This window comes from Maribacter litoralis (genome assembly GCF_902506355.1).
Lineage (GTDB): Bacteria > Bacteroidota > Bacteroidia > Flavobacteriales > Flavobacteriaceae > Maribacter > Maribacter litoralis.
In genome coordinates this window covers 2,393,257-2,410,367 of the sequence record NZ_LR733271.1, presented here as the reverse complement: position 1 = coordinate 2,410,367, position 17,111 = coordinate 2,393,257, and the positions used below count along the sequence as shown (strand labels likewise).

At 36.7% G+C, this 17,111-nt stretch carries 8 protein-coding genes; 1 reads left to right on the top strand and 7 read right to left on the bottom strand.

Annotated features, from left to right (window positions below):
- Nucleotides 1-17: 17 nt before the first annotated feature.
- The 6 genes from sov to ruvB form a co-directional block, all read right to left on the bottom strand.
- Nucleotides 18-7,148 carry a T9SS outer membrane translocon Sov/SprA gene (sov, locus tag EXIGUO8A_RS10020; protein ID WP_159304433.1) on the bottom strand — a complete coding sequence of 2,377 codons (7,131 nt, stop codon included), beginning with the start codon at nt 7,146-7,148 and terminating at the stop codon, nt 18-20.
- Between the two features lie 65 nt (nt 7,149-7,213).
- Nucleotides 7,214-7,795, bottom strand: a complete 582-nt coding sequence (ruvA, locus tag EXIGUO8A_RS10015) for a Holliday junction branch migration protein RuvA (protein ID WP_076547292.1) — start codon at nt 7,793-7,795, stop codon at nt 7,214-7,216.
- A gap of 74 nt (nt 7,796-7,869) precedes the next feature.
- A complete protein-coding gene (locus tag EXIGUO8A_RS10010) occupies nt 7,870-10,164 on the bottom strand; it encodes an NADP-dependent malic enzyme (RefSeq protein ID WP_116770321.1) in 2,295 nt (764 codons plus the stop codon).
- A gap of 118 nt (nt 10,165-10,282) precedes the next feature.
- Nucleotides 10,283-11,602 carry an MFS transporter gene (locus tag EXIGUO8A_RS10005; RefSeq protein ID WP_159303017.1) on the bottom strand — a complete coding sequence of 440 codons (1,320 nt, stop codon included), beginning with the start codon at nt 11,600-11,602 and terminating at the stop codon, nt 10,283-10,285.
- Between the two features lie 167 nt (nt 11,603-11,769).
- Complete coding sequence (gene queG, locus EXIGUO8A_RS10000) at nt 11,770-12,690, bottom strand: tRNA epoxyqueuosine(34) reductase QueG (protein ID WP_159304431.1); 921 nt, start codon at nt 12,688-12,690, stop codon at nt 11,770-11,772.
- Between the two features lie 2 nt (nt 12,691-12,692).
- On the bottom strand, nt 12,693-13,715 hold the full coding sequence (gene ruvB, locus EXIGUO8A_RS09995; protein ID WP_116770315.1) for a Holliday junction branch migration DNA helicase RuvB: 1,023 nt from the start codon (nt 13,713-13,715) through the stop codon (nt 12,693-12,695).
- Nucleotides 13,716-13,912: 197 nt separating this feature from the next.
- Here ruvB and EXIGUO8A_RS09990 point away from each other — a divergent pair, with 197 nt between their 5' ends.
- A complete protein-coding gene (locus tag EXIGUO8A_RS09990) occupies nt 13,913-16,177 on the top strand; it encodes an acyl-CoA dehydrogenase family protein (RefSeq protein WP_159303016.1) in 2,265 nt (754 codons plus the stop codon).
- Here the strand turns inward: EXIGUO8A_RS09990 and EXIGUO8A_RS09985 are convergent.
- The gene (locus EXIGUO8A_RS09985; protein WP_159303015.1) at nt 16,174-17,001 is read right to left on the bottom strand and encodes a GIN domain-containing protein; all 828 of its coding nucleotides are present in this window, start codon (nt 16,999-17,001) and stop codon (nt 16,174-16,176) included. The genes EXIGUO8A_RS09990 and EXIGUO8A_RS09985 overlap by 4 nt on opposite strands.
- Nucleotides 17,002-17,111 lie beyond the last annotated feature (110 nt).

Here is a 17,111-nt window from a genome sequence, read left to right as displayed (position 1 = left end):
TTTATTAAACAGCCTTATTAATTACCGAAATTATAACGAATTGTAAATCCTGTATTAATAGTTGTTTGCGGAAAGGCTGTAGAAACAGCGAATTTAGAGAAAGAGTGATCATAAAAGAACAATGCATTTAAACTCTTACTTAACGCATAATCTGCAGTAAACTTTAAGGACATCAAATTTTGACCAGAAGTAATTTGATTATTATTGATATCTAAATTTCTAATGATAGTTATATTATCACGCAGGGTAACATCTGCCTTTAAATTTAAATCGCCCTTCAACCTAGTCTTATTACCACCAATGTTGGTCACGAATTTTACATCTTTAAATCTGTATCCCAGTCCAACGGTATATTCCTTACCATTGATCTCGGTCATTAAATCATTATCAAAACTTAATGACAATGCTCTATCTGTTCTAACCTCTGCCAACACACTTACCGAATTGATCATTTCAAAATCTACACGTATCAACGGATTAAATTGATCCGTAAGTACTACATTGTTCAAAATCAAATCGGGTAGAATATCGAGATTCTCTTCATTTATTGCAAACTCACCCGGATTATCTTTAAGCAACTGTACCTTCTCTAAGTTTGTTTGGTACGAGTTTATACTATATGATGCACGATACCCATGACTCAATGAAAAACGCTTGAATTTCTTTTTAAACCACTTACTCTTCATCAAACCGGTGTACTTAATGTTCCAGTTAGGAATAGGAATATCTCTAAATGTATCTAAGTTTACACGCTCAGCATCTTGCCCGGTATACGCAGCAAAAAACGCTGGTAACAATACCTCTTGTTGCGTTTTACCGTATAATTCTGGAAAATCGTCTTCATCAAGATCACCAATAGGCTGTGATCTATCTGACACCAATCTATTGGCAATTGTGATTCTATTATCTTTAAACTGTTGAAAAGTACTGGAGTCAAACTCATCACTTTTACCAAACGCAGTACCGATCATCATTGTAGAGATACTGAAACTACCATAGTTATTACCCAACTGTAGGTTATACTCTTGATCAACAACATTAAAGTTTTCTTGATAACTGTCAGAGTATTGCCTGTCTGCCACCAAGTCAATAGTAATATCCTTAGTTGGCTGCGCAGTAGCGGTAATATTCAGTTGTTTATTTGTTCTTTGGATGAATTGCTCGTTGAAATCTTCAAACCCAGTTAACCATCCATTTCTTGCCGCCTCATAACGAACATCTGATTGACTACCGAACAAGAAACCTATAGTAGGCTTAGTTGTACCTACAAAACCTACAGATTGTGTATACCCCGGAAGCACCGTACCATTATTTTCGCTATAATTCAAGTTCACCCTTTTTACCATGGTTACAATATCAACCACTGTATTGAACAGGTCACTTGTTTTACTTTTTATTTTTTCCTGATCTTCCGCTAACGCTCCAGATTTATCCCTTCTTATTGGTCCTCTTGAATTTGCTTTAGGCGCTTCGCGTTTTTTAAGTCCTAACATATCATAGAACTTTTGCATGGTCAATGAAGACGTTAACGTATGTGTATTTGCATTTTGTACGGTATTGATATATTCGCCGGCTACTTCAAATAATGCATCACCACCTCTTTGCCAATCAAAATTACTAGTATACGAATATTGTGTGCTAATAAAGTCTAATGCAGGAATCTTTGAAAAAGGCACTTCATAATTCAATTGCATTTGTTGCGAATGTCTATTAGGTTCTCCAACATCGAAGAAACCGTCCCACATACCCAATTCATTCATAATACGATCCGTAGATTCCAAAGGTTCATCTTCGTTAAGGTAATTTCTAACGATATTGTTGTTAGAACCTGTCAAATTCAAACGTAGCGATTTAGTTAAATTATAATTTATAGCATATTGCCAATTGAACAAATAGTTACGCTGTTGCAATTCTGGCAACTCCAATCTATCCTCACCATCGGTATACACATCTCTAAAGCGCTGCGCATTAAACTGCCTATTGATATTAGAGGTAACCCCAATGTTTGATGGCAATAAATTTAAATTAAGGTCTTTTAACCATTTCCAATACTTACCTGTAAAAAGGGAGTCTTTTTTAGCAAATGGCGCCACTTCAACAGGATCAAAACTATGATTATATACAAAACCGGTATTGACACTTTGCTCTTTTAACTCGGCAATTTCAAAGTCTCTATGGTTAGTTTCATTATAACTGTAGTTAAGGGTGAAGTTTTCTATATCATAGAAATTGGCATCTGCCTCTTCTCCTCTATCTTTTCTTACGCCTATTAAATTGATACTGGTTCGTTTTGTATAGTCTTCCGCTTGTTCCAGAACCTCATCTTTACCTTCTTGGGTATCTTCGGCAGCAATTCTATCTTCTAATTTAAGATCATCATACACAGGATCAAACTCAGGAGTTATCAATTGCTCGGAAACCCCATAATTAAAAGGCAACTGAATTCCCCATTTCTTCGGAAGCAATTGACCTACATTAACATTGGTAACCACATCATAAGAAATTGCATCTTCACGGGCACGTTCATTGGGCATTTGATCTATGGAACCAAAACCAGAAGTACTTTTACTACCGGTTGCACTAAAATTTGCAAAATCGGCAATATTACCATCTATCGCAGCAATTGCTGCCCAACCACCATTATTATCCAATCCTGCAAGACGAAGTTCATTAAACCATACCTCTCCTCTTGCCGGTAAAATATCTTGATTCTTTACACCTACCATCATAGTACGTATACTACCTAAAGATGGGTTACCTTTAATACCGATACGAAGTCTACCTGGGGTACGAACATCGAACTCACCAACCGGAATTACTTCCCCGTTGTCAATCTCAAAGAACCGAACATCATCTAAATCACCATCTGCGATCCATTGCGATTTCACTTTGGTCAAATCGCTCAACTCAATATTCATCTCATTGTTCTCCGGCCATATTTCTTCGTCGGATACCGCTGTAAAAGGGGTGAACTCCAAAGGCAATTCTATTTGGTAGTAGTTCTGGGTAAAATCTGTACCCATTCTTAAGAAACCAACCAAAGGAGTTGATGAATCTGCATAATCACTATCCACAATTTTTTCAGCATGAATAAACATTTTCAATTTCTCATATTGACGAATGTCTACATTCAAATTTTTGAATACCCCTCTAGAATCTTCAGACTCTAAATTAGATACCGTTAAAGAAAGAGACTGTTCATTTTGGCGAATAATAGTATTGTTGTTGTTCAACTGCTCCCTAACAACCCCAGGTGGCAACACATAAGGTATAGGTGTTCTACTGCTATTCTCTTCAATATTTACCGTATTTACATCTAAAGTGGTACCATCATCAGTTGGATCACTATCGATATCAGTATCTTGTAACGTATTGGTATATGTACGCCAATCTCCCCTAACCAAATCCAATGTTGCAAAACGTAGAATAGTAGGGCTATTGAAACCTGTCATATACATACGCATAAAACTAATAGACCTAAAATCTGTAATACCACCCACTGCATCGGTAAAGTCACTTAACGGAATCTTATATTGGATCCAACGGTAATTAACCTCGTCTCCATTTAAAATTCTTGGTTCACCACTAGCCGTGCCTTCAATAATATCGGTTACATACTCGTCATTAATTGTAGTATTGGGTTTTATGGTAATTCTATACTCATAATAACTATTCACCGTATTCATGGTTAAATCCCTATCAATATCTTCTACATCAGGTAGGGTTGTAGAACCTCTATCGGTATTTGTAACCGAAACAGGAGAGTTACCTTGTGGATTATTGAAGTCTTGATATCTTTCTAATATGCTACCTTCCCTATTTAAATAATATACATAGTTATCCAATGCGGGGTCATCACCATCGTTATTGGAATATACATCGGCTTCACGCGCATCATCCAAACCATCAAAACCTATATCCTGTAAAACTCTATTATTTTCGTCTGCATCAAAAGCATATACTAATGACTGTGTAGCGGGCACCTCACCCCATGAAGTTGGAGAAACAAAATCGTTACTGTCAACACCTGGTAATCCGTTTTCGTATTGCTTTTTACCATCGCGCAAAATATCTTCCGATATATTACCTAAATTTAGCACCAACTCACCTGCTCCATTTGCAATACCGTCTACATATGGATCCATGACCCAAAACTGAACAAATTCCACATTACTCTGTTCAAAATCGGTACTACTCAATGAACGCATCATACCACCCCATTTTTCAGACGGAGCTTCGGTCTCAAAATCGGGATTATTATTGTAAGGCCCTTTTACTTCTGGATAATACACCATATCCAAGGTAGTTTGAACCTGTGTTTGCCCTTGAGCCTGATCAGTCTCTGGAAAAACTTCATCTATATACACCCTACGCGTAGCGTTGGTGGAAAGATCATCATCACTAATAGTAGAAGGCCTTTGCGTAGTATAAAAAATAGGATCAATAGTATACCAAGACAATTTTGCCCTGCCATAACCATTAAGTAAGTTATTTGCATCTTCTGGAGAACTACCAAAAGATTGATCATCATTACCAAATTCCAAAGGCATACTAGAGAGCGACCACCCAAGCGAGGCTCTAATATCTATTAATGCCTGTGCACCTTCAAAATCATCTAAATATGTGGTAGTTTCCCCTTCAAAATCGGCATTTTTAGGTGAGCTAGGTATTAAAGCCGCCATTTCTGCCCTAACGGAAATATTAGAAGGCACATCGGTATCTATATTAGGTAACTTGTTTACCATACGGGTTAAAAAAGGAACCTCTGTAGAAAAGTTAGTGTTCAACCCAAAAATGGTATTGTTTACAGACTCCACTCCGTATGTAGATTTCTGAGTTAAGGGTCGTTCGTTCAGGTTTAACAATGTACCGCCTAATACAAATTTCTCATTAAACTGATGCTCTACATTAACACCAGTAAAACGACGCGTTTGCTGCCCGAAAACTGCATTATTCTCTACGGATATATTAATAGGCACATTTGAAGCCTCTAAACTTGGATCTAAAATTTGAACCGTACCCGATTGATAGTTTACCGTATAATCTATACCTTCTTGTAAAGTTCTTCCGTTAGCGGTAACCGTTACAGAACCCTGTGGCACATTGAATGCACCAATAGAAATACCGTTACTACCTTCTGATTTATATGTACCTTTTAATAAGAACTTATTTTTTTCGGGATCTTGCAGAGCAGCTGTTTTGGTCAAGGCATACATATCTCTGAATACATACTGCTCTTGATTGGCGTTATAGCCAGATGTTACATCGTACTGACCACTGTTACCATTTTCCAATTTTTCATATAAATATTCTCCAAAAGGTTCTACCGTGGTAAATATTATACGCCCGTTCTGCACATCAATGGTTTGCCCACTAATAAAATCAAAGAAACCATCTCCACCAGGCTGAATATCATTATAGACATTTAACCTATCTAAATTAAAGACGTTCAATAATATATCTTCCTCTAAACCTTCGGGCCAACCAGAACCGGGTCCTTCTTCTATGGGTGTAATATAATTTCTTGCCGTAGGATCAGAATATAAGATGTTCATCTTAAAATCTTCTTCACTTAAACTATAAGCCCCTGTTGCATAGATATTCTTCATCATCAAATCCCAAATAGGATCAGTAATGTTGGTAATATTACTTTTAAGAAGTTTAAGTATTAAGGTATTGTTTTCAATAACCGTACTTACGTCTTGAGTTACTGTTGTAGCTTCAATTCCTCCATTCGCAAATTCACCTACTTGATAAACCTGCCCTTGAAACGTATATTGGTAAGCAACCCCCAAAACCTCATCATTACTTAGTCGTTGGTTTAAAGAAATATACCCTAGCTGTGAATCATAATCAAAATCTCTTCCTTCTTCTAGTTTTCTTGCATTTTCCAAGTATGCATAATCAAAACCTTGGTTAGGTGTATAACCAGCGGCAAAACTAGCATCATTAAATCCGCTTTCTACCGTAGCAATCTCCCTAATGTTATCGTTTAACGCTCCATTTCCTGTAAGTATCAAGGCAGGATCGTAATCATTGGCGTTGTTTCTAGGTCTTAAATCGGCAGGACCATTAAAAAATCCGCCAGCACTACCATTATTTTGACCGACCCTGGTCTTAGTAATATTTGCCTCACCTAAATCTTGAATAGCCACAACATTACGTACATTCAATGTTTGTTGCGTTCTATTCGTAATCCAAACCTCTATACGGGTAATTTGAACTTGACTCTGTATATATGGGTAAGACGAAAGTGCATTATCATAATTATCCCTAAAATACTGTGATAGGAAGAAGTGTCTGTTTTCATCATAATCCAATGCAGATAAAGAGAATTCATTTACAGTTCCACCACCTTGGGCAACTACAGTGTTATTTTGAGATCGTTGTTCAGAAAAAACAGCCGTTACAGATGTTTTACCAAATTGTAATTTTGTTTTTACACCAAATAAACTTTGGGCTCCCGATATTAGCGAACTATTAAGAGGCATATTAACGTTACCCACTTCTATAGATTGAATAATATCATCTTCGGTAGGTGTATAATCGAGCTTTACGATGTTTTGAAAATCGAAAGTTGCCTCGGTGTCGTAATTTGCCGTTACTTGTAAGCGTTCACCGATTTTACCCAACATACTAAGACTAATACGCTGATCAAAATCGAACGATAGGTTAGTTCTATTTCTTGGGGATAAAGAAGGATTATCATTCTTTTGCCAAATAACGCCCAAATCCATCGCCACGGATCCTTGTGGTATTATCTCAATGGTATTTCCACCAAAAATGGTAGAAAAGAAATCATTGTTAACATAAAAATTAGGCAGTAAATTTTTTCGAGCCTCTTCACTTCCTTCTTTTTTACCCGAATAAGCATCAGATTTTTCTTTGAAGTAAGATTTTATACCCTCTTCTTGAATCAGTTTAAAATATTGATCAGGTGTAAGAATAATCGGATATCCAATGTTAAAATCGCCAACACTCTCATTATAGATATATCTATCCATTTCTGGATCATAAATATACCTGGAAACAATACTATCTGGATTTTCAATTAGGATCCTTCCTAAATCAAAACCAGTTTTTACAGAATCAATCTCCTGCTCTTCAGTCTCTTGTGCCACCACCGCAGTTATGGAACCAAAAAACATAAAGAATACAAAGATGTGCTTAAAAGAAATTTTAAGAAATTTAGTTACCCCGTTTTTCAAACTTATTACAAATTTTTGAGCGCGAGTTTAATTATATTCTCTACGCTTAGAGAAGCATCTTGACCTAGCACTTTATCGACAACCCTCTCTGATTGTTTACGTGCGAAGCCTAGAACTTCTAAAGCAGATAACGCTTCATCTTTATTTGTATTGTTTGTACTTAACGAAAGTTCGTCTATATCGTAAACTTTTAAGACCTTATCCCTAAGATCCAAAATTACCCTTTGTGCGGTTTTGGCACCGATCCCTTTTACGGCCTGTATAGCAGCAACATCTCCATTTGCGATAGCATCCCTTACTTGAGATGGTGACATAGAAGAAAGCATGGTTCTTGCTATACTTGAGCCAATACCAGAAACCGACAGCAACAACCTAAATATTTCTCGCTCGGATTTCTCCACAAAACCAAACAGTGTGTGCGAATCTTCTTTCACTTGTAGGTGTGTAAATACAGAGATATTTTCCTGCTCTGGAAGCTTTGAAAAAGTATTTAAAGAAATATTTACAAAATAGCCAACACCACCACATTCAATAATTACGTGAGTTGGGTTTTTCTCTACTAATTTTCCTCTTAAGTGATGTATCATAATCTTAAAAATTAAAAAGGGAAATAAGTATAATTACCGATTTCCCTTACTTGCTAAATTATTTTTAATAAAATTTATTTTGAACTTTTTGCTTTCTTTCTTCTTTCTCTCTCTTGCGCATCTATTACTGCAATGGCAGCCATATTCACAATTTCATCTACACTTGCCCCCAACTGCATAATGTGAACTGCTTTTCTTAAACCAACCATAATAGGTCCTATTGAGTCTGCACCGTTTAACTCTTTTAATAACTTGTAAGTAATGTTAGCAGATTCCAAATTCGGAAAAATTAAGGTATTCACCTTTCTACCCGCTAATTTTGAAAACGGGAACTTGCTTTCATGCAACTCTTTATTCAGCGCGAAATCTGTTTGAATTTCACCATCTACAACCAAATCGGGCGCAGTTTCATGAAGAATACGAACCGCTTCCCTAACTTTTTTGGCATTAGGATGCGTTGACGAGCCAAAATTGGCATAACTCAACATTGCAAGTACAGGGTCAAAACCAAAAGTTGACGCTACATTGGCCGTCATTTGTGCAATGTCTGCCAATTCTTCTGCATTAGGCTCTATATTTATAGAAGTATCCGCTAAAAATAAAGGACCTCTTTCGGTTATCATAATATTCACCGTAGCTACTTTTTTAACCCCAGTTGCCCTACCGATAACTTCTAAAATTGGTTTTACTACTGTAGGATATGCTCTTGAATAACCAGAAACCATTCCGTCCGCATCACCTTCAAGAACCATCATCGCACCAAAATAATTACGCTCGCGCATTTTTATCTTTGCACTGTAAAAAGTAACTCCGCTTCTTTTTCTACTTTCCCAGTATTTAGTAGCATAACGAACATGACGCTCATCAAAGTCTTCTGACATTGGATCGATAATAACAAGGTCTGCATCAAACTCCAATTCTTTTTTAAGCTCAAGAATAATCTCTTTTCTTCCCAAAAGTATAGGTATTGCAATACCTTCTTCATGAACGATCTGTGCAGCTTTCAATACATCTAAATGATCTGCTTCTGCGAAAACTATTTTTTTGGCGTTGGTACGAGCTCTACCGTGCAATAACCTTACCACCTTATTATCGTTACCCGACCTAAGCATCAATTCTTCCTTGTACTTATCCCAATCGGCTATCGGAGCTTTTGCCACACCGCTCTCCATTGCTGCTTTAGCAACCGCCGGTGGCACTTCATGAATTAATCTCTGGTCAAAAGGTTTTGGTATAATATATTCCCTACCAAAAGTCAATCTTGTTTCGCCGTATGCAATGTTCACCTGTTCCGGTACGGGTTGCTTGGTCAGTTCTGCCAAAGCCTTAACCGCTGCCATCTTCATAGCTTCATTAATAGCAGTAGCCCTAACATCTAACGCGCCCCTAAATATAAACGGAAACCCAAGTACGTTATTAACCTGGTTAGGATGATCAGATCTACCCGTTGCCATAATAATATCTTTTCGGGTATCTATGGCCAAATCGTAAGCTATCTCCGGATCCGGATTTGCCATTGCAAAAACAATTGGGTTCGGCGCCATTGATTTTAGCATATCAGGCGATACGATATTAGCTATGGAAAGTCCGATAAAAACATCGGCATCTACCATTGCCTCATCAAGAGTATCAATTTTTCTATCCGTAGCAAATTCTTTTTTGGCAGCCGATAAATTTTCGGCATCTTTTCTAATAACACCTTTACTATCTAACATTACGATATTTTCGGCCTTGGCTCCAAAAGCCTTATATAGCTTTGTACAAGAAACTGCCGCGGCACCGGCACCACTGATAACAATACGAACTTCTTCAATTTTCTTTTCTGCTATTTCAAGTGCGTTCAATAACGCTGCAGCAGATATAATTGCCGTACCGTGCTGGTCATCATGCATGACAGGAATATCCAATTCCTCTTTTAATCTACGTTCTATTTCAAAAGCTTCTGGAGCTTTAATATCCTCAAGATTGATACCTCCAAATGTTGGGGCGATCATCTTTACGGTCTCAATGAACTTATCTACATCTTCGGTATCCACTTCTATATCAATACCATCGATATCGGCAAAAATCTTAAATAACAGACCTTTACCTTCCATGACAGGTTTTGATGCTTCCGGACCAATATTACCTAGACCTAAAACAGCGGTACCATTAGAAATTATTGCCACAAGATTACCCTTAGAAGTATATTTATAGGCATTATCCTTGTCTTTAGCTATTTCTAAACAAGGTTCTGCCACACCTGGCGAGTAAGCCAAGGCAAGATCTCTTTGGGTACTATATGGTTTTGTAGGAACTATTTTTATCTTACCTGGTTGAGGTTTAGCATGGTACACCAATGCTTCCCTTCTTTGCTTCTCCTTGCTCATACGTTCTATTTTAAAAGGTCAAATTTAAAGGTATTCTTCAAAAAAGTGTAAATAGTAACGGTATTTATGCAAACAAAATAAATAGAACCCTTACAAAAAGGAAAAAGTGGAATATTTACTACAGATCAATAACCTTGGCTTTGCTCCTTACATTTAATCTAAGCGCCAACATACCAGAAATTGCAAAGAATGCTCCTGCAAACAACATCGCATTTATGGCGTTATTACCTAGTACATATTTATATATAGGTCCAAATGTCAAAGTCTCTATTCCCATAGGTATGACAATCATCATATTTAAAATACCCATATATACTCCTCTTCTATCTTGAGGCACGACTTTAGACACCATTGTATAAGGTATACCCATCATTGCCGCCCAACCAATACCGAATAAAACCATAGGTACCAAAACCATAATAGGATCGGTAATAAATGGAATGGAGAATAAGGACACCGCCGTACCAAACAGGCTTAACGCGTATACTTTTTTACCTCCAAATTTCAAGGTCAAAGGCACCAAAGCCAAAGCTACCAACATGGTGACAACATTATAAGTTAAACTCATTTGCGCTGATTGCGATGCTGCTTCTCCAGTAGTATACCCCATGGTCAACTTGAAAAGAGGTGTGGTATACTGCCAATAAATAAACAGTGCATACCATTGAAATAAATAAACCGCCCCTACTCGCCACATAAATTTGGGCATTCTTTTTATTGACTCGGCAATTTCTTTGAATGGAAACATTATCCGTTCCATTAACGGTTTGGACTTTGCCGCATTTATTTCTTCCAACTCCATTGATGATGGAGGAATTTCAGGTGTTTTTAATACCGAATAGAGTATGGTAGTAATAGACAGAATTGCACCGATATAGAATGAATAATATAACCACGTTGGTATGGTGCCTGCCACTTCTACAGATTCACCTCCAAACAAGTATTGAAACAAAACAATAGATCCGTTTGCCAAGAGAATACCGGCCCCAACGAATAGGCTTTGCATTTGATAGCCTAAACTTAATTGCTTTTCGGGCAACTTATCACCTACAAAAGCACGATAGGGTTCCATAGCCATGTTATTACCTACGTCTAAAATCCATAAAAGTCCGACGGCGAACCACAAAACGGGACTTGTAGGAAATGCAAAAAGACACAAACTACCTAAAATTGCCCCAATCAAAAAATAAGGTTTTCTTCTCCCCCAACGTGCAGACCAAGTTTTATCTGACATTGCCCCAATTATTGGCTGAACGATCAAACCCGTTACAGGACCCGCTATATTCAAAATAGGCAACATATCTTCTGGTGCACCTAGATAAAGAAATATAGGGTTAATAGCCGTTTGCTGTAATCCGAAACTATACTGGATTCCTAAAAATCCAACATTCATATTAAATATCTGCCAAAAACTAAGACTTGGTTTGGTTATTTTCATCAAGGAAAACTTTTATAATTTAATGGTCAATTTTAACATATTCATATAAAAATCATGCTATAACTTAGAAAAACATAATTTAAAGTAGCAACCAATATAATATAAATAAGTCTCCTTTGCTTAATTATCTAAAGGAAAAGCCTACGAAAACGATTGAGAAAATGAAATTATTTAAGAAACTCTATATTTCTAGTAAGGCCACTAAACTTTGTTCGTTTAACGGCAGATTTTTTGAAGACCTTTTGAAAAACCTCTAGGGTAATTTCTTCCCAGTCATTTTTACTCATAGAAAGTAGTTCAGGGTGGGGATTGAATAAAGGCTCATTGTGCGATTTAGAAAAACGGTTCCATGGGCAAACATCTTGGCAAACATCACAGCCAAACATCCAATCATCAAAAGAACCTTTCATCTCATTTGGAAGTTCATTTTTTAACTCAATAGTAAAATATGATATGCACTTACTACCATCTACCACGTAAGGTTCTACTATTGCCTGTGTTGGGCAGGCATCTAAGCAAGCGGTACAAGTACCACAGTGATCGGTTACGGCATGATCGTACTCCAGCTCAATATCAACTATTAATTCCGCTATAAAATAAAAGGACCCTACTTGTTGGGTCAAAAGGTTACTATTTTTACCGATCCACCCCAGTCCGCTTTTTGCCGCCCATGCCTTATCTAAAACCGGAGCAGAATCAACAAAAGCACGACCATTGACCTCACCTATTTCTTCGGTAATAAATTCATGTAATTGTCTAAGTTTATTTTTTATAATGTGATGATAGTCTTGACCGTAGGCGTATTTTGAAATTTTATAGGCATCTTCTCGTTGGGTTTCTTCCGGGTAATAATTTAAAAGAAGGGAAACAACGGATTTAGACCCTTCTACCAATTTTCTTGGATCTAACCTTTTATCGAAATGGTTTTCCATATAGCCCATTTCACCATGCATATTTTTATTGAGCCATTTTTCTAACCTAGGTGCTTCTTCTTCTAAAAAATCTGCTTTAGATATACCACATGATAAAAAACCGAGGCGTTGCGCTTCGGTTTTTATACTATTGGTCCATTTAGACTTTATATCTATACTCAAAATAACCCTGGTTGAATTCCTCCTTTTATTCTTCCTAAATGTTTATATGCCATTTCCGTTACTTCACGGCCACGCGGAGTTCTCATGATAAACCCTTGTTGAATTAAAAAAGGTTCATACACTTCTTCAATAGTTTCTGCACTTTCAGAAACTGCAGTAGCCAATGTAGTAATACCTACCGGTCCGCCTTTAAATTTATCGATTATAGTAGTAAGGATCTTATTGTCCATTTCATCCAATCCGTGAGCATCTACATTCAATGCCTTCAAACTGAATTTAGAAATTTCCATATCTATAGCGCCATTACCCTTAATTTCAGCAAAATCTCGCACCCTTCTTAAAAGTGCATTACAAATTCTTGGTGTACCTCTACTTCTACCGGCTATTTCAATTGCAGCATCATGGGCAATCGGCACGCGTAAAATCTCAGCACTACGTTCAACAATAGTAGACAACAACTCTGTTGAATAGTATTGCAACCTACTTTGAATACCAAATCTTGCACGCATTGGTGCGGTTAGCAATCCTGATCGGGTGGTAGCACCTATTAAAGTAAACGGATTCAAATTAATTTGAACGGACCTTGCATTTGGACCCGTTTCGATCATAATATCGATTTTATAATCTTCCATAGCAGAATACAAGTATTCTTCTACAATAGGGCTCAATCTGTGTATTTCATCAATGAACAACACATCTCTTTCCTCTAAATTGGTCAGTAAACCCGCTAAATCGCCAGGTTTGTCTAACACAGGGCCAGACGTAATCTTAATACCGACACCAAGTTCATTTGCCAAAATATTGGCCAAGGTTGTTTTACCCAACCCTGGAGGGCCATGAAACAATGTGTGATCCAATGCCTCACCTCTTCTATTTGCAGCCTCAACAAAAACCTTAAGGTTTTCAAGCACTTGCTCTTGACCTGTAAAATCGTCAAAATTTACAGGTCTCAAAGCTCTTTCAATATCAAGCTCCTCATTTGAGAAACCGTCTGCAGATGGGTCTAAATACTCGTTCATACACTAACAAAGATAGACAAACACAAGATAACTTTAAGTCAAATCAGTTTTCTAAATCTATTTTTCATCAGAGCAAAAAAAATGTTCTTAACTAATAAATAACACTTCTTGATTATGCAAGCAAGGTTTAAAAAATGAAAATATTTAATGCTCGTCTAGTTCAATTCATTATCAAGTAAAAATTGTAATTTCATGGCATGACAATAGAAAATTACACCGCATCAGTATTACAATATATTCCCGTATTCTATATTATTTGGTCAGACGACCTATTATCAGCATCGGAAATCAATGTTGCAGAGAATGCTATTTCCAATGACAGCTCTTTGTCTTCCGAAGATAAAAAACTATTAAAATCATGGTTGAACGTTAAAAATCCTCCTAAAAATTCCGTATTCAAAACTTGGAAACAATTGATTATCAATAGTGGTGTTAAGTTGGTGGAGCACGAGACCTATCCGTTAACCGCTTTTAGCGAAAAAGTAGCTACGCACTATCATGGTGAAATACCATTTAATGAATGCATCAAAAATATTGAAATCAACCTCGGTATACAGCCAAATCATTACAATCACCTATTTGATGTACATATTGATGTGGACAAAAAATCATCTCAATATTCAGCCAAAGAAATCGATATTATTCTCAAAGGTAAACACGCCGATACTATAAATACATTTAGAGCCACCTTGAACGATCCTATTTTCTCTTGGCAAGTTCGTCGTAACAAAGAGGAATTTAGGAATCATGTTTTAAAACAAGTAGAATTTCTAGCCGAAAAAGGATATGGCGCCATGGCTTATTCAAAAGAATATGGAGGCACGAACAATATGGAAGGTTATGCCCATATATTCGAAAACATGATATGGGCAGATGGAAGTCTGACCATAAAATTCGGTGTTCAATTTGGATTGTTCGGAGGTAGCATTCAAAAGCTAGGAACCAAAAATCACCATGAAAAATATTTGACCAAAACCGGGAAAGCAGATTTATTAGGATGTTTTGCCATGACCGAAACCGGTCATGGATCAAACGTACGTGGTATTAAAACAACAGCTACCTACAATAAAGACACTGAAACTATTGTAATTCACACTCCAGGTAAAAATGACAATAAAGAATATATCGGCAATGCCATACATTCTAAAATGGCTTCGGTTTTTGCCCAACTGATCGTTAATGGAAAAAACGAGGGAGTTCATGCTATATTAGTTCCATTGAGAAATAAGGACCATGAATTATTACCCGGTATTACCGTAGAGGACAACGGTTACAAACTTGGGCTCAACGGAGTTGATAACGGTAAAATCTGGTTCAACCAAGTAGAGGTTCCTAAAGAAAACCTTCTAAACAAGTACGGCACTATTTTAGCAAATGGTGATTACTTCTCAGAAATTAAAAACCCCAACAAAAGATTCTTTACCATGCTAGGTACTTTGGTGGGCGGTAGGATCTGTGTAGCAAGAGCAGGACTGGGTGGTGCTAAATTTGCATTGACAGTGGCAATAAAGCATGCTTTAAAAAGAAGACAATTTAATGATAGTGTAAAGGTGCAAGAAGACTTACTAATGGACTACCCTTCTCACCAATTGCGTTTAACCCCACTTGTTGCCAACGCATATGTTTATCATATTACCTTAGATAAAATGATGGCTCTATATTGTGATGAATCTCAACCCGATAAGAGAAAAATTGAAACACAGGTTGCCGGTTTAAAATCCATCATAACTTGGTATGCTAACGACACCATTCAAGAATGTAGAGAAGCATGTGGCGGTAAGGGTTACCTGTTAGAAAATCGAATTGCAGACTTAAAAGGTGATGTAGATATTTTTACCACGTTTGAGGGCGACAACAATGTTCTTTTACAATTAGCGGCAAAAGGAGTACTATCTGATTTTAAAGCAGAATTCAATAGTGCCGGTTTCTCGACGGTATTAAAACTATTAAGCTCACAATTAAGTGACAAACTATCTACCATTAATCCACTTTACACCAACAAAACGGATAAAGATCATTTATACAATCCTAAATTTCATATCCACGCATTAGAGCATAGAACGCATAGATTGACCTATACTTTGGCTATGCGTATTAGGGGATATATCAAAAAGGGAATTCCTTCTTACCAAGCCTTTTTAAAGGTGCAAACCCACTTAATGACACTTGGTAAGGCCTATAGCGCAGAATTGGCTTATAAATCGTTCTTAGAGCATACTGAAACGATTACTGATGCCAATCATAAAGAACTATTTGAAAAAATAGGAACGCTACATGCTTTGCAGGAAATTAGAAAAGATGCGTCATGGTATTTGGAACAAGGATATATTGGTGGAACAAAGTCTAAAGCTATTCGTCAGCGAGTAGAACGTTTATGTACAGAACTTAGACCACATTTAAACACTTTAATCGATGGTTTTGGTATTCCAGAACATCTATTGACCGCACCAATTGCCAATTAATTTTTCTCTTTTTCTAACCTAGAAGTATCAAGAAAATCTAAAATAGTTATCTCAGCATCACCATACAACTTAGTTCTAGTAGCACCTTTTGAACTAAGTTGCAATGTGTTTAAAGCTCGAACCTCTACATCAGGTGAATCTTCAGCTACCACGAGTACGTCGTTAGATTGCAAGTTTGATGCTTTTAGAGCACTATTACCGTATAATTTTGCCATTAAAAAATCTGAGGTACCTTCAACTTTAGCAGAAGCATTCTTGTACATATAAATATTATTACTGGCCCCCGTGGTATATAATTTAACATCAATTCTGTCTTTTAAAACAATATTTAAAGAATCACTAGCCAAATTAAAATCGCCAGAACTTATTTCCTCCATGTTAATATCGATGACGTCTGCGGTTGCATTCAACTCCAATCTAGAGGTCCCTAAGGTTTGAACTCTCAGTTTATCTGTAGATATAACATCTTTCATACTTATTTTACCATTCAACATCTTAACGCTACTTAATTCTTGGAAAAAGATAGTAATCTCCAATTTTTTCTTAGAAGTGATATTGTAAAAGGATGAGATTTTCAATACTCCGTTATCTACATTGAACTTTAGTACATCTACAAGATTATCGTCTAATTCAAGAGCATAACCTTCTTGTGAAGCTTTTTGGAGTACGATATCCAAATCATCGACCAATTCAATACCATAAAATGGTTCCAGATCCTCACGCAACTCCACCACATTTCTATTACCTTTTATTTTTGGCTTACGTTGAGAATAAGTGGTAACTCCCACAATTAAAGCTACAAACAGAATGGCGAACTTTTTCATAGATAACAATATTTAAAAATTGAAGGTATTTAAATTTATGCAATAATAGAACAACTTAGTAATATCTTAAGAGCTTTACAAAAAAAGCCCAACTAAGTATAGTTGGGCTT

Coding starts and splice junctions, on each gene's coding strand:
- sov (WP_159304433.1), bottom strand. CDS start 7,148: ATGTTTTTTGGTTCCATAACTGCGGTGGTGGCACAAGAGACTGAAGAG.
- ruvA (WP_076547292.1), bottom strand. CDS start 7,795: ATGATACATCACTTAAGAGGAAAATTAGTAGAGAAAAACCCAACTCAC.
- EXIGUO8A_RS10010 (WP_116770321.1), bottom strand. CDS start 10,164: ATGAGCAAGGAGAAGCAAAGAAGGGAAGCATTGGTGTACCATGCTAAA.
- EXIGUO8A_RS10005 (WP_159303017.1), bottom strand. CDS start 11,602: ATGAAAATAACCAAACCAAGTCTTAGTTTTTGGCAGATATTTAATATG.
- ruvB (WP_116770315.1), bottom strand. CDS start 13,715: ATGAACGAGTATTTAGACCCATCTGCAGACGGTTTCTCAAATGAGGAG.
- EXIGUO8A_RS09990 (WP_159303016.1), top strand. CDS start 13,913: ATGACAATAGAAAATTACACCGCATCAGTATTACAATATATTCCCGTA.
- EXIGUO8A_RS09985 (WP_159303015.1), bottom strand. CDS start 17,001: ATGAAAAAGTTCGCCATTCTGTTTGTAGCTTTAATTGTGGGAGTTACC.